Consider the following 23034-nt stretch of genomic DNA (forward strand, 5'->3'; position numbering starts at 1 on the left):
AGCCGCCTTGTCCGAGTACGACGTCCTGGTGGTCGGCGGCGCCGGGGTCGACACCATCGTCCGGGTCGACCGGCTGGAGCTGCCGGACGCGGACTCGGTGCAGGTCCCGCCGGTGCACGACCACGTCGGCCACACCGGCAGCGGCGTCGCCCTCGGCTGCCACACGCTCGGCCTGCGGACCAAGTTCCTCGACTTCCTCGGCGACGACCCGCAGGGCGAACTGGTGCTGGCCGCCTTCCGCCGCCACGGCCTGGACTTCGGCCACCTGATCTCGCCCGCCGGTACCCCGCGCGGGGTCAACCTGGTGGACGGCGCGGGGCGGCGGCTGTCCTTCTACGACGGCCGGCACCCGGCCGACCTCCGGCTCCCCCGCGCCTTCTGGCTGCCCTTCCTGGAGCGCTCGCGCCACGTCCACCTGTCGATCACCGGTGTCAACCGCGACCTCGACCCCGACATCCGGCGCCTCGGGGTGAGCTGCTCCACCGACCTGCACGCCTGGGACGGCGTCGAGGAGCACCACCGCTCCTACGCGCACCGCGCCGACCTGGTGTTCCTGTCCACCGCCGGCTGCGCGGGCCGGCACAAGCAGGTGATGCGCTCGATCCTGGCCGGGGGCCGGGCCGAGCTGGTGGTGGCCACCGCCGGCGCCCGGGGCAGCTACCTGCTGACCCGGGACGGCGACGAGGTCCGGCACTTCCCGGCCACCGACCCCGGGCTGCCCGTGCTGGACAGCAACGGCGCCGGGGACGCCTTCGTCAGTGGGTTCCTCGCCCGCCGGCTGGCCGGGCGCCCGGTGGAGGAGTGCATGCGGGCCGGTGCCGCCGCCGGGGCGTACGCCTGCACCCGGCCGGGCACGCACACCGCGCTGATCGACCCGGCCCGGCTGCGGGCCGCGCTGGGCGCGACCGCCGTCCGGGGGTGAGCGGGCCTTCGGGGGTGAGCGGGGGGAGCGGCGGTCAGGCCAGCCGGGCGGCCTCGGCGGTCCACAGCGCGGTGAAATCGGCCACGCCGATCCCGAGCCGGCCGCGCAGCAGCCGGTCCAGCACCGCGTCCGGGCTCTCCCCCGCCGCCGGCCGTCCCGACTCGCCGACGTCCTGGTAGAACCGGACCAGGCTGCGCTCGCCGAACTCCCGGGCGATCACCCCGCAGGCCAGCCAGGACAGCTCGTAGGCCTGCCCGATCCGGGCGGCGCCCGCGGTGAAGTCGGCGTCCGAGGGCAGCGTCCGGGGGATCCGGCCGGCCGCCACGTCCTGCGCCAGCCCGGGGGCGATCTGCCGGGCGCTGCGCCCGGTGTCCAGGTACGCCGTGTGGTCGGCGACGCCCTCCGAGAGCCACATCGGGGTCCAGCCGCGGGTGTAGGCCCGGGTGGCGACATGGGTGGCCTCGTGCGTGACGACCACCCGGCGGCCCAGCTCGCTGAGCCCGCGGTACGCCTCCGGGTTGACCAGGATCCGGTCGGCCGGGGTGTGCTCCGGGGCGCCGGAGACCGCCACGGTGACCGCGGCGATGCCCTGGTACGACTCCGGCTGCACATCCAGCAGGCGGGCGAACTCGCTCTCCGAGCCGGGCAGTTCGAGCAGCAGCCGGCCCGGCCAGGCGTCCCCCCAGACGGCCCCGACGGCCGGCACCGCCTGGTCCGCCCGGGCGGCGAGGGTGGCCAGCTCGGTCTGCTCGGCGAGCCCGAGCACCAGGCAGCGCGCCCCGCGCACCGCGCGGACCGGCCCGAGGTCCCAGAGTGCCGGGGCGCCGGACGGCTCGTCCTCGGCCAGCCGCCAGCCCTCCGGGAGCCGGACGAACGCCAGTCGCCGGGACACCACCGCGGGGTACTGGTCCAGGTCGGTCAGCCGGTGGTCGAGCTCGGCGGCGACGACGATCCGGTCCGCCTCCGGCGGCGGCTCGGTGAAGGAGGTGATCCGGTAGCCGAGCTCCGCGAACGGGACCTCGGCCAGCCGGTCGAGCAGCGCGAGCTGGGCCTGCGCCGCGTCCGGTGCCGTTCCGGCGGCCAGCGCCGCCCGGTCGTGGCGCAGCAGCGCCGCCGCCCGTTCGGCCAGCAGCCCCTCGACCACCGGCCGCACCCCGGGCCGGGCCGCCTCGGGCACCGCGGACGGGCGCGCCGCCGGGCGCAGCAGCGGCACCGAGGCCTGGGCCAGCCCGCCGGCCGCGAGCAGCAGCGCGGCCCGCCGGGACAGCCGGGACCGCCCTGCCGGCGGCTGCGGCGGCAGGTCGGTCACCAGCTGTTCCGGCTCGCCGCTCAGACCCGTACCACCCCGGCGACGGGCATCGCGTTGACGCTCTCGTAGCGGACCCGGGCGCCCGGGTACGGGGCGTGCACGACCACGCCGCCGCCGGCGTACATGCCGACGTGGTGCATGTCCTTGTAGAAGATCACCAGGTCTCCGGGCCGTGCTTCTCCGAGGCTGATCCGCTGCCCCGCCGAGGCCTGCGCCTGCGAGGTGCGGGGCAGGGTCACTCCGGCCTGCCGCCACGCCCAGTACATCAGACCGGAGCAGTCGAAGGTACGGGGGCCGGTCGATCCGTAGACGTACGGTGATCCGATCTTGCTGATCGCGGCGGCCAGCGCGGCCGCCGCCCGGCCCGAGGAGGGCGGCTGGTCGCCGAGGTCGAGCCGGTCCGTGCCGCGGGTCGCGCGCTGCTCGGCCTCCCGGGCGTCGTCGGCCGCCATCCGGGCCCGCTCGACCGTGCCCAGCCCGTTCAGCAGGTGCTGCGCCTTCACCAGCCGCTGGTGGATCTCGGTCTTGCTCTCCGCGAGGGTCCGCCGGACGTCCTCCAGCTCGGTGAGCTTGGCGCCGACCTCCTGGCGGCGCTGGTCCAGCCGGCGCTGGCGGTCCAGGACCTGGTGCAGCGCGTCGTTCTGCCGCTGCGCGGCCTGGTCGAGCACGCGGGCCCCGGCCAGGTAGGCGTCGGGGTCGGAGTCGAGCATCAGCCGCACCCCCGGGTCCATCCCGCCGGAGCGGTACTGCTCGGCCGCCAGCGACCCGAGGTCCTGGCGGAGCCGGTTGAGGTCCTCCTGGCCGGCCGCGACCTGGCCCTGCAGCAGGGTGGTCTCGCGCTGCAGCCGCTTCTGGTACTCCTGGGCGGCGTTGTACTTCTCGGACGCCTGCTCGGCCTCGTCGTAGAGCTGGTCGATCTGCGCCTTCACGTCCTTCTTGGCGGTCGGCTCGACCGGGGCGCCGGGGAGGGCATGGGCACTGCCCGCGACCGTCACACCGAGGGCGGTGGTGGCGGCGGCCGTGACCGCGAGTGCGCGGGCGAGCCGCCGCACGCCTGGCAGTTGGGGACGGCGGTGCACGGTCATGCTGCGGCGGCTCCGTTCCTGCGACCGGGCCACCGCCGCCGCCCGGACCGGGTCGGCCGTCCTCGCGGAGGTCCGGGGGCAGACCCTAGCGAGTCGCGGCGATCCAGTCCAAACCCCTCCAGGAGCGAATATTTGAGCACTAATCGGACAGCTGGCCCAATCCCCGGCCCGCCGCAGGTCGGCGGGTACGACGACGCCGGCCCGGTGCTCGTGGGAGCACCGGGCCGGCGGACGGCGTGACACGGGGTCAGGGGCGGACGATCTTCGAGATCGGCATCGCGGTCGCCGACTCGTAGCGCACCGGGACACCGGTGCGCGGCGCGTGGATGATCTGGCCGTTGCCGATGTACATCCCGACGTGGTGCTGGTCGCCGTAGTAGATGATCAGGTCGCCCGGCTGGGCGTTGGCCACGTTGGTGCCGATGCTGGTGCCGGCGCCGGCCTGGTCCTGCGAGGTGCGCGGCAGCGACACGCCCGCCTGGGCGTAGGCCCACTTCATCAGACCGGAGCAGTCGAAGGCGCTCGGGCCGGCCGCGCCGTACGAGTACGGCGAGCCGAGCTTGGAGGTGGCCGCGGCGATCGCGGCGGCGGCGTGCGAGCCGGCCGGCACGTTGACCGGCACGTCGGCGCGGGCGGAGTCGCGGGAGGCGCGCTCGGGCGCCGGGGCGGAGGTCGCCTTGGCCTTCGCCTCGGCCGCGGACTTCGCCTCGGCGGCGGCGAGGTCGTCCCGCTCCTTCTGGGTGAGCGAGTCGAGCAGGCTCTGCGCCTTGGCGAGCTTGCCGAGGATCTCTTCCTTGTCGGCCTTCAGCCGCTTGGTGGTGGCGTCCAGCTCGGCGAGCTTCTGCTCGGCCTCCACCTTCTGCTGGTCGAGCTTGGCCTGCTGGTCCTTGAACGACTTCAGCACGTCGGCCTGCGAGCTGCCGACCTGGTTGGCCGCGCCGGCCTGGTTGAGGAAGGAGTCCGGGCTGGCGGAGAGCATCAGCTGCACGGTCTGCGGGATCCCGCCGGTGCGGTACTGCTCCGCGGCGAGCTCGCCCAGGGTGCCCTGGATGCCGCTGACCTGCGCCTGCTGCCGGGCCACCTGGTCCTGGAGCTGCCCGACCTGCTTCTGCAGGTCCTGCTCGCGCTCGGTGGCGGCGTTGAACGCCTCGGTCTTGACCTCGGCCTGCTCGTTGAGCTCATCGACCTGCTGCTTGACCTGGTCCTTGGTGGGGGCCGGGTCGGCGTGCGCGCCGGTCTGCGCGGAGAGCGCCACCGCGGTGGCCGCGGCGGCCGTCAGGATCGAGACACGGGCCCGACCGGCGGGCTTGGGACGACGATGGGACGCCACGAAGGCGGACTCCTTCTTCCTCACACCGCCTACCGGGTGAGCTGACGGGTTCGGGCCGGAAGAGATGCCCTACGACGCCTCACCGACCACCCGTCAGGTGCGCGGTCCTCCGCGCACCGCCGGAGCGGCGGCCTGGCGCCGATTCACCCCGAGGAACGTGGTTCCCCGGCTCCGATCGACAGCACCCCCAACGGGGGCTTCCCCCTGGGCAGTCGGGCTGCCCAGCTGCGTCTCGGACTCGGCGGCGACCACCGTTGTCACCCTGGTTGGGTGAGCGACTGGGCGGCGGTCCGTGGGATGACCCTAGTAACCCATCCGTGATCCGTTCAAATCCTTGTCGGAAAAAAGTCGAAATCCTTGCCCTGTTCGATTGCGATTGCGACCGACAGTGACAGCTTCCCTACGCAGGGATGATGGATATCCCGGAAACGGCCGGAATGCGAAACACCCGAACGTGTCGGAGATCACAAGGAGATCTCGACCCGCCCGGGCGTGTCATGGGCCGTCAGTTCGCCGGAAGTACGGGCAAATGTCCGATATGGGACGGGCCGTCAGGGGCCCGCCGCCGGCGCGGCCGAGGTGGCTCAGACCCGGCGGATGGTCTTGATCGGCATGGCGTCGGCCGCCATCACCTTCACCACGTCACCGGTGTGCGGGGCGTGCACCACCAGGCCGTTGCCGATGTACATCCCGACGTGGTGCGCGTCGCTGTGGTAGATCACCAGGTCGCCGGGCTGGGCGTTGGCGATGTTGGTGCCGACGTTGGTACCCACGCTGGCCTGCGACTGCGAGGTGCGCGGCAGCGAGACACCGGCCTTGGCGTACGCCCAGACCATCAGGCCGGAGCAGTCGAAGGTGCTCGGGCCGGTGGCGCCCCAGACGTACGCCGAACCGCGCTTGCTCATCGCGGCCGCGACCGCCGCCGCGGCGTAGCCGCTGGGGGCCGGCAGGTTCGCCAGGTCGTAGCGGGAGTCGCTGCGGGATGCCTTGTCGCCCATCACCGCGGCCCGGTCGGCGGCGCTCAGCTGGCTCAGCAGCTGCTGCGCCTCCTTGAGCTTGGCCTGGACGTCGTTCTTCGCGTCGTTCAGCGCCTGGGTGCTGCGGTCCAGCTCGGCGAGGACGGTCGCCGCCTCCTGCTTCTGCTGGTCCAGCCGGCGCTGCTGGTCCTTCAGCGACTTCAGGGTGTCCGCCTGGGTGCTGGCCGCCTGCTCGAAGCTGGAGGCCTGCGCCAGGTAGCCGTCCGGGTTGGTGGAGAGCATCAGCTGCATCGACGGGTCGATGCCGCCGGAGCGGTACTCCTGCCCGGCCACCGCGGCCAGCCCGGAGGCCAGCTCGGTCATCTGGCCCTGGCCGCGGGCGACCTGGTCCTGGAGCTGGTCGGCCTGCTTGCGCAGCTGGTCGGCCCGCTCCTTGGCGCCGTTGTAGCGCTCGGCGGCCTGCTCCTGCTCGTCCAGCAGCTTGTCGACCTGCGCCTTGACCTCGTCCTTGTTCGGCTTGGCGGGCGCGGCGTGCGCGCTCACCTGGGCGGACAGGGCGACCGCGGTCGCTGCGGCAGCGGTCAGCACGGTCACCCGCGCACGGCTCGGCTGCTTAGGACGGCGGTGGGAGGCCAAGGGGGTAGCTCCTTCTTCCTGCTGGACTCACCCGAACGAGCGAAAGTCCGGAATATAGGTTTGACGCCAGACCCTAGTGAAGATCATGCTCCGGCGCCACTCCCCTACCGGAACGAACTTCCTACCCGCCACGGGACTTCACGCCGCCGACACATCCCGTCAACCAGGGGCTGACGACGGCTCACCGATTCAGGCCCGGGCCAACCGATTCAGCAGCAGGATCGAGGCCACCGGGCGCGCGCCGGCCTTGCGCACGCCGTCCGCCACCTCCTTGTCGGTGGACACCACCACCACCGGACGCCCCTGCGGCTCGGCCCGCACCAGACGGCGGATCAGCTCGTCCGCGGTCTCCCCGGTCCGGCTGAACCGCACCCGTACCCCGCGCGGCGGCGCCATCATCACCGGCACGTCCAGGTCCTGCCCGTCGAACACGCAGGTCACCTCGGCCTGGGTGCGCTGCGCCAGCATCGCCAGCCCGCCGAGCAGCCGCATCCGCTGCTGCTCCAGCGGCAGCGCCGGGTACCCGGACTTGGTCACGTTGTAGCCGTCCACCACCAGGTGCACCTGCGGGATCGCCAGCAGCTGGTCCAGCAGCGCCGGATCGTCCTCGGCCAGCCCGCGACGGGCCACGTCGTTGGGCGAGGCGGAGACCGGCTCCACCGCGTCCACCAGATCCGCCGGACGCAGCTGGACCACCGGCAGCGCCAGCTCCCGCTGGAGCCCCTGGGCCGAGTGCAGCACGGTGTCCAGCAGCAGCCGCAGCCGCATGTCCTCCACCGTGCGGCCCTCGCGGGCGGAGCGCCGGCCGGTCTCCACGGCCGTCTCCAGCTCGGTGATCCGGTGCTTGAGCCGGCGCACCTCGCTGTCGGCGGTGCTGCGCTCGGTCGCGCCCGCGGTGCGCAGCGCCTCCAGCTCGCTCAGCAGCTTTCGGCTCTCGGCCTGCGCCCGCCGGGTGTCGCTCTCCAGCGTGCGGACCCGCTTGCGCAGGGCCTCCGCCTCCTTGCGGACGCCCTCCGCCTCGGCCCGCTGGCGCTCCAGGTCGGCCCGCGCCCCTGCGCGGGCCTCGGCCAGTTCCTCCTGCAACTTCTCGACCAGCCGGGCGGCCTCCGCGGCGGCGCCCTCCGCGCCGGCCCGCTCGACCTCCTCGCCGGCCTCCACCACGACCCTGGTCCAGCCGGCCGTGCGCAGCAGGTACGCACCGGCGGCCACGTCCATCGGGTCGGCCGCACCGGGCACGGTGCCCGACTCGAGGGACTTCACCAGGTCCGGCTGGCCCAGCCGCAGGCGGTCGGCTATCCGCAGCCGGAACGCCGGGTCCGCCTCCAGCGCGGCGGCCAGCGCCGTCCCGGCGTACTTGGCCCGCCGGGCCGGCGTGAACTTGGCGTACTGGCGCAGCGAGGCGGGCAGGTCGGCGGCGGGGATCCCGCCGAGCGCGTCGGCGGCCAGCCCGACCACCCGGCGGCGGACGCCCTCGGGCAGCGGCCGGTCCAGCTGCTCGGGCGCGCCCGGGTCCTCCGCCCCGGGGTCGGGCTCGACCGTCGCCGCGGCGTCGTCCGGGCCGGGGAGCACCGGGTCCGCGGCGGGCTGCTGCCCCTGCGGCTCGGCGGGCCCCCTCGCTGCGTCCACCACGTGCTCGGCTCCGATCCTGGTCCGGCGGGGTCCGCACGGCCCTGTGCCGCTGCCCTGGAACTCACCGCTCTCTGCAATTGTCCCGTCTACCGTGCCCCACCGACAGCACGCCACACATCGGGGCGGGCCGTCCGGGCGCCGGGCCGGTCAGGCCCCGGGTGCTTCGTCCGCGGCCTCGTCGGCGCCGGGACGCGCCACCAGCTCGACCTGGTCGACCGCGTTGCACCAGCGGCAGCGCACCGACTCGATGGTCTCGCTGAGCACCTCGGTCTCCTCGACCTTCGACTCGCCGGCCAGGTCGAAGTGCAGGTACTCGACCACCCGGGCACTGCGCGTCACGTCGAAGCGGGTGAGGTTCCCGCACAGCGTGCAGCGCCAGCGGGTCTCGGCAGTGGGGGCGGCGATGGTCATCGGAGGTCCTCTCGGATCGTCCCGGTTCCGGGCCCTCCAGCCTATTGCCTGCGCCCCCGCGCCCCGGCACCGGTCCACCACCGGCGCCCTCACCCGCGCGCAGTAGTCCCGCGGTGCCCCCCGTCCCCGGCCGGGCAATGCTCGGAGGATGGCGCTCCCCCTCCTCGACCGGACCGTCCGTCCGCAGGCCGTAGGCCGGCTCCGGGCGCCGCAGGTCACCTACGCGCTGATCGCGCTGAGCGCCCTGGTCCTGCTCTGCGGCCCGAGCTTCGGTCTCAACCCGGTGTACGGCACCGGCGCCGCCCGGGCCTGCGCCGAGCAGCGCTACGAGCAGCGCTGGGGGGCCGTTCCGGCCGAACTGCTGAGCCGGCATCCGCTGACGGCGGACCAGCTGGCCGCCCTGCCCACCGCGGCGGACGGCTGCACGCTGCACGCCACCCCGGGCAAGAGCCCGGCGCTGTCGGTGCTGACCTCGTTGTTCGTGCACGCGGGATGGCTGCACCTGCTCGGCAACATGCTCTTCCTGTTCGTCTTCGGCCCCGGGGTGGAGGAGCGCCTGGGCCGGGTCAGGTTCCTGCTGCTGTACCTGGGGATCGGCTACCTGGCGACCTACGGCTACGCGCTGGCCGAGGCACACTCGGCGGACTCGGTGCGCGCGCTGGTCGGTGCCTCGGGCGCGATCGCCGGCGTGCTCGGCGCCTACCTGCGGCTGTTCCCGCGGGCCCGGGTGACAACCCTGGTGCCGGTCCTGCTCTTCCTGCCGCTGCGCTTCCCGGCCTGGCTGGTGCTCGGGCTGTGGTTCGCCCTGCAGGGGTGGTCGGTCAGCTCGGGCGGCTCGGGGGTGGCCTACCTGGTCCACGTGATCGGCTTCGCGGTGGGCTGGTCGGCCGCCTGGGCCGGCTGCGCGCGGGCCAGGAGACGCGCCACCTGACGGCCGATACGCTGGGCCCGTCCCCTCACACAGGAGTCCAGCGTGATCACCGCCATCGTCCTCATCAAGACCAGCGTCGACCGGATCCCCGAGATCGCCGAGGCGATCGCTTCGATCGAGGGCGTCAGCGAGGTCTACTCGGTCACCGGCAGCTACGACCTGGTGGCGATGGTCCGGGTGCGGCAGCACGACGACCTGGCCGAGGTGATCCCCGGCCAGGTCAACAAGGTGCCCGGGGTGGAGCACACCGAGACCCACATCGCCTTCCGCACCTACTCGCAGCACGACCTGGAGGCCGCCTTCGCGCTCGGTCTGGAGTGACCGGCCCGGAGTGACCGGCCCGGAGTGACCGGCCCGGAGTGACCGGCCCGGAGCGGGCGTTCAGCGGCGGGTGTCGGCCACGCAGCGCCCGCCCTCGTTGCGGTAGCTCCAGCGGGCGCCGTCGGCGACCAGCTCGCGGACCGCGCCCAGGAAGCGGTCCAGGTGCTCGTCCGGGGTGCCGGCACCGAAGCTGACCCGGATCGCGTTCAGGCTGCGCTCGCCGGGCAGCGAGGCCTCCGGCGCCCCGCACTCGGAGGGCGCCGCCTCCTCGCCGCCGAGCAGGGTCCGCACCAGCGGATGCGCGCAGAACAGGCCGTCGCGCACCCCGATGCCGTACTCGGCGGACAGCGCGGCCGAGAAGTGCGAGCTGTTCCAGCCCCGCACCACGAAGGAGAGCACCCCGACCCGGGCCGCGTCGGTGCCGAACAGGCTGAGCACCTTGACCTCCGGGATCGCGGCCAGCCCGGTCTGCAGCCGCTCGATCAGCTCCTGCTCCCTGGCCTGGAGCGCGTCGAAGCCGGCCTCGGTGAGCGCCCGGCAGGCCGAGGCGATCGCATAGGCGCCGATCACGTTGGGCGAGCCGGCCTCGTGCCGGGACGGGCCCGTGTGCCACTCGACGGCCACCGAGCCGTCCACCTCCCGGGCCACCGTCCGGCTGGCGCCGCCGCCGGCCAGGTACGGCTCGGCCGCGTCCAGCCAGTCGCTGCGCCCGGCCAGCACCCCGGCGCCGAACGGCGCGTACAGCTTGTGCCCGGAGAAGGCGATCCAGTCCACGCCCAGCTCGCGGACCGAGACCCGGTGGTGCGGGGCCAGCTGCGCCGCGTCCAGCACCACCCGGGCGCCGTGGCGGTGGGCGACCTCGGTCAGCTCGGCGACCGGCCACAGCTCGCCGGTGACGTTGGAGGCGCCGGTGACGCAGAACAGCCGCGGGCCCTCGGGGTGCTGGGTGAGCGCCGCCTCCAGCGCGGCGACCGCCTCGGCGTGCGAGCGCGGGGCGCGCAGGTAGCTGACGGTCAGGCCGTCCCGGCGCCAGGGCAGCAGCGAGGCGTGGTGCTCGGTCTCGAAGGCGAACACCCGGGTGCCGGCGGGCACCGCCGCGGCCAGCAGGTTGAGCGAGTCGGTGGTGGCGCGGGTGAAGACCACCTGGTCGCCCTCGCGCAGGTCGAGGAAGTCGGCGACGGCCTGCCGGCTCTGCTCGAACAGGTCGGTGGAGAGCTGGGAGAGGTAGCCGGCGCCGCGGTGCACGCTGCCGTAGTAGGGGGCGTAGGCGGCGACGTCGTCCCACACCCGCTGGAGCGCGGGGGCGCTGGCCGCGTAGTCGAGCGCGGCGTAGGTGACCTTCTCGCCGCCGACCAGCGGCACCTGGACGTCGTGGCCGAGCACGGCCAGCGGGGCACAGGAGGCCGGCTCGCCCTCGGGGGCGGCGGGCAGGGTGATGGTGGCAAGGGACATGGGATGCACTCCTCCTGGGGAAAGGACCCCGGGAGTGCGATGCCGGAGGTCCGCGCTTGCCACGCGGACGGATCGCCGAGTGGCCCGGTCCTCACCCAGGGCACCCCGCCACGGACGGAGGGTTGCCGGACAGCAAGCTGGGGCTTGTCGCTGTCACTCATGACCTGTCGTGGACTCTAGGACAGCATCCGGAGGGTGGTCAAACACCGTTCCGGCATCCGGACGCACCGGGGCCCGCCGCGCTTTCGGCACGGCGGGCCCCGGTCGGCTCCGGCGCTCGTCCGGTCGGCTCCGCTCAGTCGCGGGCGGTGGCCGCCACCCAGTCCTTCAGGGTCGCCTCGGCCTCGCCCGAGTCGATCGCGGCGGCGGTCCGCGCCATCCCGGCCGCCAGCTGCTCGGCCAGGGGCGCGTCGGTCAGGTCCAGCGCCACCAGCGCGGCCGCCGCGTTCAGCAGGACGGCGTCCCGCACCGGGCCGCGCTCGCCGGCCACCAGCCGCCGCACCACGCTCGCGTTGTACTCGGCGTCGGCGCCGCGCAGCGCCTCGATGCCGACCAGCTCGATGCCCACCTCGCGCGGGTCGAAGCTGCTCTCCTCCACCCGGCCGTCGCGCACCAGCCAGATCCGCGAGGTGGTGGAGATGGTGAGCTCGTCCAGCCCGTCGTCACCGCGGAAGACCAGCGCGGTGGAGCCGCGCCGGGCCAGCACGCCGGCGATCAGGCCGGCCAGCCGGGTGTCGAAGCAGCCGATGGCGTGCGCGGTCACCTTGGCCGGGTTGGTGAGCGGGCCGAGGATGTTGAAGGCGGTGGGCACGCCCAGGTCGCGGCGGGCCTGCGCGGCGTGCCGCATCGCGGGGTGGAACTTGGCCGCGAAGCAGAAGGTCAGGCCGGTCTCCTCGGCGACCTCGGCGACCCGCCGGGCGCTCAGGTCGAGCCGGATGCCGAGCTTCTCCAGCACGTCGGAGGAGCCGCTGGCCGAGGAGGCGGCCCGGTTGCCGTGCTTGACCACCTTGGCGCCGGCCGCCGCCGCCACGATCGCCGACATGGTCGAGATGTTGACCGTCTTGGCCCGGTCGCCGCCGGTGCCGACGATGTCCACCGCCGGGCCCGGGATGTACAGCGGCTCGGCGTGCGCGTACATCGCGTCGACCAGGCCGGAGACCTCCTCGACCGTCTCGCCCTTGGCCCGCAGCGCCACCATGAAGCCGGCCACCTGGACCGGGGTGGCCTCGCCGGTCATGATCCGGTCCATCGCCCAGGCCGCGTCGGCCTGGGCGAGGTCCTCCCCCTTCAACAGCATCGTCAGGACGTCCGGCCAGGTGCGGACCACCTGCGCGGGGTCGTCGCCGCCGTTCGCAGGGTGCACGTTCACCATGGCTGACTCCAGCTCTCAATCGGTACATCGCCGTCGGGTCGGAGCCAGCCTAGCGACCGGCGCGGGGCCCGCGCCGAAATCCCGGGACGGCTTCTCTCCTGGTGAGACGACCGACCGGACGACCGCCGGACGACCGGCGGACGAGCGGTGAGAGCGGTCCGGTCAGCGGTGCGCCGGGGTCCGCCGGGAGATCCGGTCCCGCAGCAGGGTGGCGGCGGCACCGGCCAGCGCCACCGGGTCGACCGGGTGCGAGACCGCGGCGTCGGCCCGGCTCCAGGCGGCCAGCCAGGCGTCCTGCGGGCGGCCGATCACCACCAGCAGCGGCGGGCAGCCGTAGATCTCGTCCTTCAGCTGGCGGGCGAGGCCCAGCCCGCCGGCCGGCACCGCCTCGCCGTCGAGCACGCAGAGGTCGATCCCGCCCTTCTCCAGCGCCCGCAGCACGGCCGGGGTGGTCGCGCACTCCAGGTACGTGACCTCGGGAAGGTCGGTGGCGGGGCGGCGCCCGAGCGCCAGGGTGACCTGCTCGCGGGTGTTGCGGTCGTCGCTGTAGACGAGAACGGTGAGCGTCTCGTCGGTCCTGTGCGCCATGGGCCCTGCTCCCGGGTGCTCGTCCCCATTAATAGGTGTCGTGCGTGTCGGCTCCGCGCGGCCGGTGTGATCCGGACCACGTTCACCTCCGGATGCTACTCCCGCCCACCCCCCGTGGTGAGCCCCTGACGCGATCTCGCTCAAGCCGCCGCGCGCACCGCTCACTCCTACGGGTGTACCGCCGTCACCCTGTGCGCCGCGGACCACCCGGACGGCTCCGCCTTTACACCCCTGCCACCCCGGGGCCCCGGGGGACACACGGAGCAGACGAGTGGCCGGGCCCGCCAGGGGCCCACCGAACAACCGTCAGAAATCGGACAATGCCCAGCGAGCGGCACCCGGCGGCCGCCGCCGCGCGTCCAACGGGGCATACCGCACGCACCGGACACTCCGAGGGAGACCCCCCGACGTGAAGACGGAATAAGGGACCGACATAATGTCCGTCGTGGCGACAGCAACAGCAACAGAAACCGGACACGCGCACGGAGCGGTCAACAGGCCGAACCTGGTCAGCGTCGGAACCATTGTCTGGCTGAGCTCCGAGCTGATGTTCTTCGCGGCCCTGTTCGCGATGTACTTCACGCTCCGCTCGGTCAAGGGCTCGGAGTTCTGGACCGAGAAGGCGAGCGCCCTCAACGTCCCGTTCTCCTCGGTGAACACCACGATCCTGGTGCTCTCCTCGCTCACCTGCCAGCTCGGCGTCTTCGCCGCCGAGCGCGGTGACGTGAAGAAGCTCCGCTCGTGGTTCACCATCACCTTCGTGATGGGCGCGATCTTCATCGGTGGTCAGATCTTCGAGTACACCGAGCTGGTGAAGACGGACGGGCTCTCGCTCTCCTCCGACCCGTACGGCACGGTGTTCTACCTGACCACCGGCTTCCACGGTCTGCACGTGACGGGTGGTCTGATCGCCTTCCTGCTGGTCCTGGGACGGACGTACGCAGCCAAGCGGTTCACGCACGAGCAGGCCACCGCCGCGATCGTGGTGTCGTACTACTGGCACTTCGTCGACGTCGTGTGGATCGGCCTGTTCGCGACCATCTACCTGATCAAGTAACCAGCTGATCAGGTCGCTGGCCGCCGGCCGGAGACCGTGCCTGCCCCCGGGCAGGCGCCCCACCGACCCGACCTCGCGTCCCCTTGCCCGGCCTGAGCAGCCGAGGCACCCGGACGCAGCCACCAGCCGACCAGATCCTGACACCGGGGTTATTCCGTGAAAAAGCTCTCCGCACGACGGCGCCACCCACTGGCGGCGCTGGTCGTCCTACTTCTCGCCCTGGCGGCCACCGGGGGGCTGTACGCCGCTTTCGCGCCGGCCGAGAAGGCCCAGGCCGACACCGCCGCGCAGTCCCTGCAGATCGACGAGGGCCGCAAGCTCTTCGCCGTGGGCTGCTCCTCCTGCCACGGGCTGAACGGCCAGGGCAGCTCCGACGGTCCGAGCCTGGTCGGCGTCGGTTCCGCCGCGGTCGACTTCCAGGTCGGCACCGGCCGCATGCCCGCGCAGCAGCCCGGCGCCCAGGTGCCGGCGAAGAAGAACATCTACTCGCAGGACGACATCGACAAGATGGCGGCCTTCGTGGCCTCGCTCGGCCCCGGCCCGGTGACCCCGACCGCGGAGCAGTACACCGCGACGGACCCGAACGCCGTGGCCAAGGGCGGCGAGCTGTTCCGCACCAACTGCGCCCAGTGCCACAACTTCGCCGGCCAGGGCGGTGCGCTCACCAAGGGCAAGTACGCGCCGTCGCTGGAGGGTGTCGACTCGAAGCACATCTACGAGGCCATGCAGACCGGCCCGCAGAACATGCCGTCGTTCCCCGACACCACCATGCCGGAGGAGCAGAAGAAGCAGATCGTGGCCTTCGTCCGCCACACCACCAACGAGGAGCCCAACCCCGGTGGTCTCACGCTGGGCAGCCTCGGTCCGGTGACCGAGGGCCTGTTCGGTTGGATCTTCGGTCTCGGCGTCCTCATTGCGGTCGCGATCTGGGTCGCCGCCCACACCACCAAGGCCAAGAAGTCATGAGCCACGACATCTCTGAAGAGAACCTGCCGGAGTCGCACGGCGACTCCCACGGCCACGCGGTCGCCGTCCACGACGACCCGTTCGCCGACCCGGGCCTGCCGGTCCACCAGCCGCGCCGCACCGACATCGACGAGCGGGCCGCCCAGCGGGCCGAGCGCCAGGTGTCGCTGATGTTCGTGGTCTCGATGCTGGCGACCGTGGGCTTCATCGCCTCGTACGTGATCTTCCCGATCGACAAGATCGTCTACGTCTTCCCGATCGGCAAGGTCAGCGCGCTCAACTTCGCGCTCGGCCTGACCCTCGGTGTGGCGCTCTTCTGCATCGGCGCCGGCGCGGTCCACTGGGCCCGCACGCTGATGTCGGACCACGAGATCCCGGCCGAGCGGCACCCGATCGAGGCCGACGACGAGCTGCGCGCGGACGTCATCGAGCAGTTCAAGACCGGCGCCGGCGAGTCCGGCTTCGGCCGCCGCAAGATGATCCGCAACACCCTGATCGGTTCGATGGCCCTGGTGCCGCTGTCCGGCGTCGTGCTGCTGCGCGACCTCGGCCCGCTGCCGGAGCAGAAGCTGAACCACACCGGCTGGGAGGTCGCGACCCCCCAGAAGCCGCTGCAGCTGATCAACATGAACACCAACGAGCCGATGAAGGCCGAGGACATCATCGTCGGCTCGCTCACCTTCGCCAAGCCCGAGGGCCTGGAGGAGGACGCGGAGGACTTCCAGGTCCAGATCGCCAAGGACGCCCTGATGCTGGTCCGGATCGCTCCGGAGGACATCAAGGACACCACCTCCCGCGACCTGGGCTTCGAGGGCATCCTGGCCTACTCGAAGATCTGCACCCACGTCGGCTGCCCGATCAGCCTGTACGAGCAGCAGACCCACCACGCGCTCTGCCCCTGCCACCAGTCGACCTTCGACCTGGCGGACGGCGCCCGCGTCATCTTCGGCCCGGCCGGTCACCCGCTTCCGCAGCTGAAGATCACCACTGACGAGCGCGGCTTCCTGGTCGCCACCGGCGACTTCGACGAGCCCGTCGGTCCGAGCTTCTGGGAGCGCAAGCGATGAGCACGACGAGCGGCGCGACCTCCAGCGCCTCCAAGCCGGCCAGCACCCGCGCCAAGCCCGCCAACAAGGCGGAGTCGGTCGCGGACTGGGCGGACGGCCGACTGGGCATCTACACCCTGGCCAAGTCCAACCTGCGCAAGATCTTCCCGGACCACTGGTCCTTCATGCTCGGCGAGATCTGCCTCTACAGCTTCGTCATCATCATCCTCACGGGTGTGTACCTGACGCTGTTCTTCAAGCCGAGCATGGCCGAGGTCGTCTACCACGGCCCGTACGCCCCGCTCGACGGCATCCGGATGTCCGAGGCCTACGCCTCGACCATGAACATCAGCTTCGAGATCCGCGGCGGTCTGCTGATCCGCCAGATCCACCACTGGGCCGCGCTGGTCTTCGTGGCGGCGATGCTCGTGCACATGATGCGCGTCTTCTTCACCGGCGCGTTCCGCAAGCCCCGTGAGATCAACTGGGTCTTCGGCTTCCTGCTACTCGTGCTCGGCATGTTCGACGGCTTCTTCGGCTACTCGCTCCCCGACGACCTGCTGTCGGGCACCGGTATCCGGTTCATGGAAGGCGCGATCCTGGCGGTGCCGCTGGTGGGCACCTACATCCAGATGTTCCTGTTCGGCGGGCAGTTCCCCGGCACCGACATCGTGCCGCGGTTCTTCACCATCCACGTGCTGCTCATCCCGGGCATCATGCTGGGCCTGCTGGTGGCGCACCTGATCCTGGTCTTCTACCACAAGCACACCCAGTGGGCGGGCCCTGGCAAGACCGAGAAGAACGTCGTCGGCATGCCGCTGATGCCGGTCTACATGGCCAAGGCCGGTGGCTTCTTCTTCCTGGTCTTCGGCATCATCGCGGCCATCTCGGCGATCGCCACGATCAACCCGATCTGGGCGTACGGCCCGTACCGTCCGGACCAGGTGTCGACCGACGCCCAGCCCGACTGGTACATGGGCTTCTCCGAGGGCCTGATCCGCGTCATGCCGGGCTGGGAGATCTCGGTCTGGGGCGGTCACACCCTCAACCTGGGCGTGATGATCCCGCTGGCGATCTTCCCGATGGTCCTGGTCGCGATCGCGGTCTACCCCTTCATCGAGGGCTGGATCACCGGCGACAAGCGCGAGCACCACATCCTGGACCGCCCGCGCAACGCCCCGGTCCGCACCGGTCTCGGCGCGGCCTGGATCAGCCTGTACCTGGTGCTGCTGGTCGGCGGTGGCAACGACCTGTTCGCCACCCACTTCCACCTGTCGCTGAACTCGATCACGTACTTCGTCCGGGTCGGCTTCTTCGTGGTGCCGGTGATCGTCTTCTTCGTCACCAAGCGCTGGTGCCTCGGCCTCCAGCGCCGCGACAAGGAGAAGGTGCTGCACGGCCGCGAGAGCGGCATCATCAAGCGCCTGCCGCACGGTGAGTTCGTCGAGGTCCACGCGCCGCTCGCGGCCAAGGACCTGCACACCCTCACGGCGCACGAGCAGCCCCGGCCGATCGAGCTCCCCGCCCAGACGGACGAGAACGGGGTCGCCCGCAAGGCCGGCCTCGTGGCCAAGACCCGCGCCAAGCTCTCCGAGGGCTACTACGGCGAGGGCGGCCAGATCGCCAAGCCGACCGTCGAGGAGTTCCGCGAGATCGAGAGCGGCCACGGCCACCACTGACCGGGTCTGACCGACCCAGCTGATCCGCCACAGCACGAGGGCCCCCGCGCAGCAGCGCGGGGGCCCTCGTCGTCCCCCGCCCGCCGGGCACGATGGTGCCCGGCCCACCGTCAGGAGCCCCCGTGCAGCTGTCCGTCGACCACGACTCCCCCGTCCCCCCGTACGAGCAGGTGCGCGCCCGGATCGCCGAGCTGGCGCGCGGCGGCGAGCTGCCGGTCGGCCTGAAGCTGCCCACCGTGCGGGCGCTCGCCGAGGAACTCGGCCTGGCCGCCAACACCGTGGCCCGGGCCTACCGGGAGCTGGAGGCGGACGGGGTGGTGGAGACCCACGGCCGGCGCGGCACCCTGATCGCCGCGGTCGGCGACACCGCGCACCGGCTGACGGCCGCGGCGGCCGCCGAGTACGCCCGGCAGGCGGTCCGGCTCGGGGTCACCCGCGAGGAGGCGCTGGCGGCAGCGGCGGGCGCGCTCGCCGTGGCGTACGGCGAACGCGCCCTGTAGCCGGCCCCTGCGGACCGTCGGGAACGGCTCAGACCTGCGGCAGCAGCCCGCCCCAGGCCTGGCCGGGGCCGCCGTCGACGGTGCCGGAGGTGGAGACCGGCTTGCCGAGGGCGCTGTGCTTGACCCAGTCCTCCCAGGAGACGTTCCAGTCCCCGAAGCCGTTGCCGAACGGCTCCATGCTGTCGCCCAGGCTGTTGACCACCTGGACGATGTCGCCCACCCGGGTGTTCTCGAAGAACCAGTGGGCGTTCTCGGTGCTCATGCCGGTGCAGCCGTGGCTGACGTTGGCGACGCCCTGGGAGCCGACCGACCAGGGCGCGGCGTGCACGTACTCACCGCTCCAGGTCACCCGGGTGGCCCACATGACCTCCAGGTCGTAGGAGTCCGCGCTGCCGGCGGCTATGCCTATGCTCTCGCCGCTCATCCGCACCTGGGACTCCTGGCCGAGCACCACCTTGATGCCGTTGCGGGTGTCGAATCCGGGCTTGCCGGTGGTCACCGGCAGGGTCTTCACCAGCTCGCCGTTGCGCTTGAAGGTCATCTCGTGGGTGCCGGCGTCCACCAGCGCCTCGACCTTGTCGCCGGTGCGCAGGCTGAGGCTCTTGGGGTCGCCGCCGTACAGGCCGTCGGCGATCCGGGCGCCGGCCGCGTCGAAGAGCAGCTGCACCTTGGCGTTGGCCGGCCAGTACGTCTGCGGGCGGAAGTGCAGGTTCTGGTCGTCCACCCAGTACCAGGCGCCGACCGCGGCCGGCTCGGAGCGCACGGTCAGGCTGCGCTCGACCTCCTGGCGGCCCGCCGGGTCCTTGACCGGGGCGGAGAGCTTGACCGTGAGCGGCTGGCCGACCCCGTACAGGCCGCTGCCGGAGGAGTCCGGCCCCAGCTCGGCGGTGAGCAGGTTCTGCGCGGCGACGGTGGTGAAGGCGGTGGTGGTCAGGCCCCGGCCGCCCTTGCCGTTGTCCGCGGCCACCTGGACGGTGTAGTGGGTGCCGGCCCGCAGCCGTCCGGTGGTCCGCCAGCTGGCCTGGTCACCGGCGAGCTGGCCGGCCACCTGCTTGCCGTCCGGACCGGTGACGGTCACGTCGGTCAGCCGGCTGCCCGCCGAGGCGGTGACGGTGTACGGCTTCGACGGGTCGACGTCGGTGTCGGCCGCGGCGTGCACCAGGGGCCCGGCGTCCACCGTCGCGTAGGTGAGGTCGTCCTTGGCCCCGCCCGATGATGAACAGGCCGCGATCGGCACCAGCAGCAGTATCGCGGCGGCGGTGGTCCGCCCGTTCGTGTGTCTCCGACTGCGGCCCATCGTTTCCTCCGAGCTCTTGAGACGATTACTCGGAGCGTAGGAAGCACCCGGACGGACGGCACCCCGGCGCCGCGCCGGTTGCCCCACCCGGGTGATGGGCCCCTTGGGGCGCTTGGGTCGTGGCTTGAGCGGCCGAACGACGGACCCCCGACTGCGCGGCGTGGCGTCCCCGGCGTGGCGCGCGGCCGCCTCCCGCGGCCCGGGGCGGTGGCCGGACAGCACGAAGCACCGGGCCGGACACCCCCGAAGGGATGCCCGGCCCGGTGCGTGCGGCGGGAGCGGAACCTACTGGTTCTGGTTCTCGCCGCGGTAGAACTCGAAGACCCAGCCGTACAGGCCGACCACGATGATCGGGATCGACCAGTACAGCAGCCACCAGCCGAAGATGACGCCCAGGAAGGCGAGCGCGCCACCGACGGCCAGCGAGAGCGGCTGCCAGCTGTGCGGGGCGAAGAAGCCGACCTCGCCCGCGTCGTCGGCGACCTCGGCCTCGGGGTTGTCACCCGGGCCGGCGTCCACCCGCTTGGCCGTGAAGGCCAGGTAGTAGCCGATGAAGGCGCACAGCGAGAAGGCCAGGAACAGCGCGGTGGTACCGGCCGGCTCCTTGGACCACAGGCCGTACGTGATGGCCATCGCCAGGATGAAGACGGCGAAGCCGATGAAGATCTTGCCCTGCTCCTTCATCAGGCGTCACCCTCCTTCTTGCCCTTGCCCAGCGGGGGGCGGTCGTACTGCGCGGGGGTCACACCGGCGAAGTGCTTGGCGTGCTCGCCGTGGTTCTCCAGGTAGTCCAGCGCGGCGATCTCCGGGTAGTGGAGGTCGAAGGCCGGCGATTCGGAGCGGATCCGCGGCAGGGTGAGGAAGTTGTGCCGCGGCGGCGGGCAGGAGGTCGCCCACTCCAGCGAGCGGCCGTAGCCCCACGGGTCGTCGACCTCGACCTTCTCCCCGTACTTGGCGGTCTTCCAGACGTTGTACAGGAACGGCAGGATCGACAGGCCGAGCAGGAAGGAGCCGATGGTGGAGACCGTGTTCAACGTGGTGAAGCCGTCCGAGGCCAGGTAGTCGGCGTAGCGGCGGGGCATGCCCTCCGCGCCGAGCCAGTGCTGCACCAGGAAGGTCGCGTGGAAGCCGATGAACAGCGTCCAGAAGCAGATCTTGCCGAGCGTCTCGTCCAGCATCTTGCCGGTCATCTTCGGCCACCAGAAGTGGAAGCCGGCGAACATCGCGAACACGACGGTGCCGAAGACCACGTAGTGGAAGTGGGCGACGACGAAGTACGAGTCCGAGACGTGGAAGTCGATCGGCGGGGAGGCCAGCAGCACGCCGGTCAGACCACCGAAGAGGAAGGTGACCAGGAAGCCGACCGTCCAGAGCATCGGGGTCTCGAAGCTCAGGCTGCCCTTCCACATGGTGCCGACCCAGTTGAAGAACTTCACACCGGTCGGGACCGCGATCAGGAAGGTCATGAAGGAGAAGAACGGCAGCAGCACCTGGCCGGTGACGTACATGTGGTGCGCCCACACCGTCACGGACAGACCGGCGATCGCGATGGTGGCCGCGATCAGGCCGGAGTAGCCGAACATCGGCTTGCGGCTGAAGACCGGGATGATCTCCGACACGATGCCGAAGAACGGCAGCGCGATGATGTACACCTCGGGGTGACCGAAGAACCAGAACAGGTGCTGCCAGAGCATCGCACCACCGTTGGCCGGATCGAAGACATGTGCTCCGAACTTCCGATCCGCCTCCAGCGCGAAGAGCGCGGCGGCCAGGACCGGGAAGGCCAGCAGGACCAGCACGGCGGTCAGCAGGACGTTCCAGACGAAGATCGACATCCGGAACATCGTCATGCCGGGCGCGCGCATGCAGATGATGGTGGTGATGAAGTTGACCGCACCGAGGATGGTGCCGAAGCCGGAGAAGGCCAGACCCATGATCCACATGTCCGCGCCGATGCCCGGGGACCGGACGGCGTCGGAGAGCGGCGAGTAGGCGAACCAGCCGAAGTCGGCGGCGCCCTGCGGGGTGATGAAGCCGGCGACCGCGATGAGCGAGCCGAACAGGTAGAGCCAGTAGGCGAACATGTTCAGCCGCGGGAACGCGACGTCGGGAGCGCCGATCTGGAGCGGCATGATCCAGTTCGCGAAGCCCGCGAAGAGCGGGGTGGCGAACATCAGCAGCATGATCGTGCCGTGCATGGTGAACGCCTGGTTGAACTGCTCGTTCGACAGGATCTGCGTCCCGGGACGGGCGAGCTCGGCGCGCATGACCAGGGCGAGGATGCCACCGATCAGGAAGAACGCGAACGACGTACCGAGGTACATCGTGCCGATCGTCTTGTGGTCGGTGGTGGTGAGCCACTTGATGATGGTGGAACCCGGCTTGCGGGTGCGCGTGGCACCGCCGGCCGTGACGGCCCCGGCGCCCCCGCCGGCCGCGGCGGGCTCGTTGAGGATGGTCACTCTGATTCACTTCCCGTGGTCGTGATGCCCGAAGGCACCGCGCCGCTCTGGCCCTTGGCCCGCAGCTCCTTGAGGTGCTGCTCGTACTCGTCGTGCGAGACGACCTTCACGTCGAAGAGCATCCGCGAGTGGTCGACGCCGCACAGCTCCGCGCACTTGCCGCGGTAGGTGCCCTCGGCGGTCGGGGTGACCTCGAAGGCGTTCACCACGCCCGGCACGACGTCCTGCTTCATCAGGAAGTTGATCGGCCAGAAGTCGTGGATGACGTCCCGCGAGGTGAGGACGAACTTCACCGACTCGTTGACCGGGAGCCACAGCGTCGGCGGCTCCTGCGGCGTGCCGATGTCGTACGCGGCGGTGGTGCTCGCCGGGTCCGGCTTCTCGGTGTTCTCGTAGTTGAACGCCCAGCTCCACTGGAAGCCCACCACGTTGACCGTGTGCTGGGGCTTGGCGGAGGTGGAGGTCAGCGTCGCCTCGTCGCGGGCGACGAAGTAGAAGAGCACCGAGACGATGACAAGGGGGACCGCTGTGTACAGCGCCTCGATGGGCACGTTGTACCGGGTCTGAGCGGGGATCTCCACCTTGGTGCGGCTGCGCCGGTGGAAGATCACGCTCCAGAGGATCAGACCCCACATCAGTGCGCCGACAGCCAACGCCGCGATCCACGACCCCTGCCACATATGGAGGACCAGGGGCCCTTCCTCTGTGACCGGGGAGGGGAGGCCAAGCCTGGGCAGGTCGTTGGCCGAGCAGCCGGTGGCGGACGCGATGACGAGGCCCAGTGCCAGCGCCTGAGGCAGCTTCCGCCGCATCGTGCGCCGCGGCGAGCGGTCGGAGCCGTTGGGACTCACGTAGCGCCTTCCCGAAGTCTCGCCCGCGATCGCGCCACCCTGGACGGGGAGCCTCTGCTCCCCCGGCGGCCCGGCCACGGGCACGGTTTGAATGCTTATGCGGGCCAAACGCTACTGCATCCTTATGCGCCACTCACGAGCAGCCCCCGGTAACGCGCCGCCCGGCTACCCGATCAGACCCGGGCAGGGCTGACCCGCAGGTCATCGCAGGCG

General features: G+C 71.8%; 21 protein-coding genes and 2 riboswitches. Of the genes, 8 read left to right on the forward strand and 13 right to left on the reverse strand.

Going from position 1 to position 23034, the window contains the following annotated elements; genetic code table 11:
- Positions 1–7 precede the first annotated feature (7 nt).
- Complete coding sequence (locus ABT014_RS03215) at positions 8–922, forward strand: carbohydrate kinase family protein (protein WP_350636469.1); 915 nt, start codon at positions 8–10, stop codon at positions 920–922.
- A gap of 34 nt (positions 923–956) precedes the next feature.
- On the opposite strand, the gene ABT014_RS03220 is transcribed toward ABT014_RS03215, so the two are convergent.
- The 6 genes from ABT014_RS03220 to ABT014_RS03245 form a co-directional block, all read right to left on the reverse strand.
- Complete coding sequence (locus tag ABT014_RS03220; RefSeq protein WP_350636471.1) at positions 957–2231, reverse strand: hypothetical protein; 1275 nt, start codon at positions 2229–2231, stop codon at positions 957–959.
- 20 nt (positions 2232–2251) lie between these two features.
- Positions 2252–3316 (reverse strand): C40 family peptidase, encoded by a 1065-nt coding sequence (locus ABT014_RS03225; RefSeq protein WP_350636473.1) that lies wholly within the window; start codon positions 3314–3316, stop codon positions 2252–2254.
- A 247-nt stretch (positions 3317–3563) separates the two neighbouring features.
- Positions 3564–4646, reverse strand: coding sequence for a C40 family peptidase (locus ABT014_RS03230; RefSeq protein WP_350636475.1), 1083 nt, complete (start codon positions 4644–4646; stop codon positions 3564–3566).
- A gap of 10 nt (positions 4647–4656) precedes the next feature.
- Positions 4657–4840, reverse strand: a riboswitch (cyclic di-AMP (ydaO/yuaA leader).
- 390 nt (positions 4841–5230) lie between these two features.
- On the reverse strand, positions 5231–6259 hold the full coding sequence (locus tag ABT014_RS03235) for a C40 family peptidase (RefSeq protein ID WP_350636478.1): 1029 nt from the start codon (positions 6257–6259) through the stop codon (positions 5231–5233).
- Between the two features lie 189 nt (positions 6260–6448).
- On the reverse strand, positions 6449–7828 hold the full coding sequence (locus ABT014_RS03240) for an NYN domain-containing protein (RefSeq protein ID WP_502894841.1): 1380 nt from the start codon (positions 7826–7828) through the stop codon (positions 6449–6451).
- 207 nt (positions 7829–8035) lie between these two features.
- Positions 8036–8299 (reverse strand): hypothetical protein, encoded by a 264-nt coding sequence (locus tag ABT014_RS03245; protein WP_350636480.1) that lies wholly within the window; start codon positions 8297–8299, stop codon positions 8036–8038.
- Between the two features lie 148 nt (positions 8300–8447).
- Between ABT014_RS03245 and ABT014_RS03250 the strand changes: the two genes are divergently transcribed.
- Positions 8448–9230 carry a rhomboid family intramembrane serine protease gene (locus ABT014_RS03250; RefSeq protein WP_350636482.1) on the forward strand — a complete coding sequence of 261 codons (783 nt, stop codon included), beginning with the start codon at positions 8448–8450 and terminating at the stop codon, positions 9228–9230.
- 42 nt (positions 9231–9272) lie between these two features.
- Positions 9273–9551: an Lrp/AsnC family transcriptional regulator gene (locus tag ABT014_RS03255; protein ID WP_350636484.1), complete on the forward strand. Its 279-nt coding sequence runs from the start codon at positions 9273–9275 to the stop codon at positions 9549–9551.
- 60 nt (positions 9552–9611) lie between these two features.
- Here ABT014_RS03255 and ABT014_RS03260 read toward each other — a convergent pair whose 3' ends face one another.
- From ABT014_RS03260 to ABT014_RS03270, 3 genes are all read right to left on the reverse strand, one after another.
- Positions 9612–11003, reverse strand: coding sequence for an aminotransferase class V-fold PLP-dependent enzyme (locus ABT014_RS03260; protein ID WP_350636486.1), 1392 nt, complete (start codon positions 11001–11003; stop codon positions 9612–9614).
- Between the two features lie 47 nt (positions 11004–11050).
- Positions 11051–11168, reverse strand: a riboswitch (SAM riboswitch).
- Positions 11169–11298: 130 nt separating this feature from the next.
- Positions 11299–12375, reverse strand: coding sequence for an anthranilate phosphoribosyltransferase (gene trpD, locus ABT014_RS03265; protein WP_350636488.1), 1077 nt, complete (start codon positions 12373–12375; stop codon positions 11299–11301).
- 162 nt (positions 12376–12537) lie between these two features.
- On the reverse strand, positions 12538–12963 hold the full coding sequence (locus tag ABT014_RS03270) for a hypothetical protein (RefSeq protein WP_350636490.1): 426 nt from the start codon (positions 12961–12963) through the stop codon (positions 12538–12540).
- A 436-nt stretch (positions 12964–13399) separates the two neighbouring features.
- Here ABT014_RS03270 and ctaE point away from each other — a divergent pair, with 436 nt between their 5' ends.
- The 5 genes from ctaE (at position 13400) to ABT014_RS03295 (ending at position 18211) form a co-directional block, all read left to right on the forward strand.
- A complete protein-coding gene (gene ctaE, locus ABT014_RS03275; RefSeq protein WP_350636492.1) occupies positions 13400–14020 on the forward strand; it encodes an aa3-type cytochrome oxidase subunit III in 621 nt (206 codons plus the stop codon).
- A gap of 156 nt (positions 14021–14176) precedes the next feature.
- The gene (gene qcrC / locus ABT014_RS03280; RefSeq protein ID WP_350636494.1) at positions 14177–14986 is read left to right on the forward strand and encodes a cytochrome bc1 complex diheme cytochrome c subunit; all 810 of its coding nucleotides are present in this window, start codon (positions 14177–14179) and stop codon (positions 14984–14986) included.
- Positions 14983–16053: a cytochrome bc1 complex Rieske iron-sulfur subunit gene (gene qcrA, locus ABT014_RS03285; protein WP_350636496.1), complete on the forward strand. Its 1071-nt coding sequence runs from the start codon at positions 14983–14985 to the stop codon at positions 16051–16053. Before qcrC ends, qcrA begins: the two co-directional genes overlap by 4 nt.
- Positions 16050–17711, forward strand: coding sequence for a cytochrome bc1 complex cytochrome b subunit (gene qcrB / locus ABT014_RS03290; RefSeq protein ID WP_350636498.1), 1662 nt, complete (start codon positions 16050–16052; stop codon positions 17709–17711). Before qcrA ends, qcrB begins: the two co-directional genes overlap by 4 nt.
- Before the next feature lie 92 nt (positions 17712–17803).
- Positions 17804–18211 carry a GntR family transcriptional regulator gene (locus ABT014_RS03295; protein WP_350636500.1) on the forward strand — a complete coding sequence of 136 codons (408 nt, stop codon included), beginning with the start codon at positions 17804–17806 and terminating at the stop codon, positions 18209–18211.
- A gap of 28 nt (positions 18212–18239) precedes the next feature.
- Here the strand turns inward: ABT014_RS03295 and ABT014_RS03300 are convergent, their stop codons facing one another.
- The 4 genes from ABT014_RS03300 to ctaC form a co-directional block, all read right to left on the reverse strand.
- Positions 18240–19508, reverse strand: coding sequence for a L,D-transpeptidase (locus ABT014_RS03300; protein ID WP_350636502.1), 1269 nt, complete (start codon positions 19506–19508; stop codon positions 18240–18242).
- 285 nt (positions 19509–19793) lie between these two features.
- Positions 19794–20192, reverse strand: coding sequence for a cytochrome c oxidase subunit 4 (locus tag ABT014_RS03305; protein ID WP_350636504.1), 399 nt, complete (start codon positions 20190–20192; stop codon positions 19794–19796).
- The gene (gene ctaD / locus ABT014_RS03310; protein ID WP_502894827.1) at positions 20192–21970 is read right to left on the reverse strand and encodes an aa3-type cytochrome oxidase subunit I; all 1779 of its coding nucleotides are present in this window, start codon (positions 21968–21970) and stop codon (positions 20192–20194) included. Before ctaD ends, ABT014_RS03305 begins: the two co-directional genes overlap by 1 nt.
- Positions 21967–22821, reverse strand: coding sequence for an aa3-type cytochrome oxidase subunit II (gene ctaC / locus ABT014_RS03315; RefSeq protein WP_350636506.1), 855 nt, complete (start codon positions 22819–22821; stop codon positions 21967–21969). Before ctaC ends, ctaD begins: the two co-directional genes overlap by 4 nt.
- Between the last annotated feature and the right edge of the window lie 213 nt (positions 22822–23034).

This window comes from Kitasatospora sp. NPDC094015, assembly GCF_040304075.1.
Lineage (GTDB): Bacteria > Actinomycetota > Actinomycetes > Streptomycetales > Streptomycetaceae > Kitasatospora.

Coding starts and splice junctions, on each gene's coding strand:
- ABT014_RS03225 (WP_350636473.1), bottom strand. CDS start 3,316: ATGACCGTGCACCGCCGTCCCCAACTGCCAGGCGTGCGGCGGCTCGCC.
- ABT014_RS03245 (WP_350636480.1), bottom strand. CDS start 8,299: ATGACCATCGCCGCCCCCACTGCCGAGACCCGCTGGCGCTGCACGCTG.
- ABT014_RS03250 (WP_350636482.1), top strand. CDS start 8,448: ATGGCGCTCCCCCTCCTCGACCGGACCGTCCGTCCGCAGGCCGTAGGC.
- ABT014_RS03260 (WP_350636486.1), bottom strand. CDS start 11,003: ATGTCCCTTGCCACCATCACCCTGCCCGCCGCCCCCGAGGGCGAGCCG.
- trpD (WP_350636488.1), bottom strand. CDS start 12,375: ATGGTGAACGTGCACCCTGCGAACGGCGGCGACGACCCCGCGCAGGTG.
- ABT014_RS03270 (WP_350636490.1), bottom strand. CDS start 12,963: ATGGCGCACAGGACCGACGAGACGCTCACCGTTCTCGTCTACAGCGAC.
- ctaE (WP_350636492.1), top strand. CDS start 13,400: ATGTCCGTCGTGGCGACAGCAACAGCAACAGAAACCGGACACGCGCAC.
- qcrA (WP_350636496.1), top strand. CDS start 14,983: ATGAGCCACGACATCTCTGAAGAGAACCTGCCGGAGTCGCACGGCGAC.
- qcrB (WP_350636498.1), top strand. CDS start 16,050: ATGAGCACGACGAGCGGCGCGACCTCCAGCGCCTCCAAGCCGGCCAGC.
- ABT014_RS03295 (WP_350636500.1), top strand. CDS start 17,804: ATGGTGCCCGGCCCACCGTCAGGAGCCCCCGTGCAGCTGTCCGTCGAC.
- ABT014_RS03300 (WP_350636502.1), bottom strand. CDS start 19,508: ATGGGCCGCAGTCGGAGACACACGAACGGGCGGACCACCGCCGCCGCG.
- ABT014_RS03305 (WP_350636504.1), bottom strand. CDS start 20,192: ATGAAGGAGCAGGGCAAGATCTTCATCGGCTTCGCCGTCTTCATCCTG.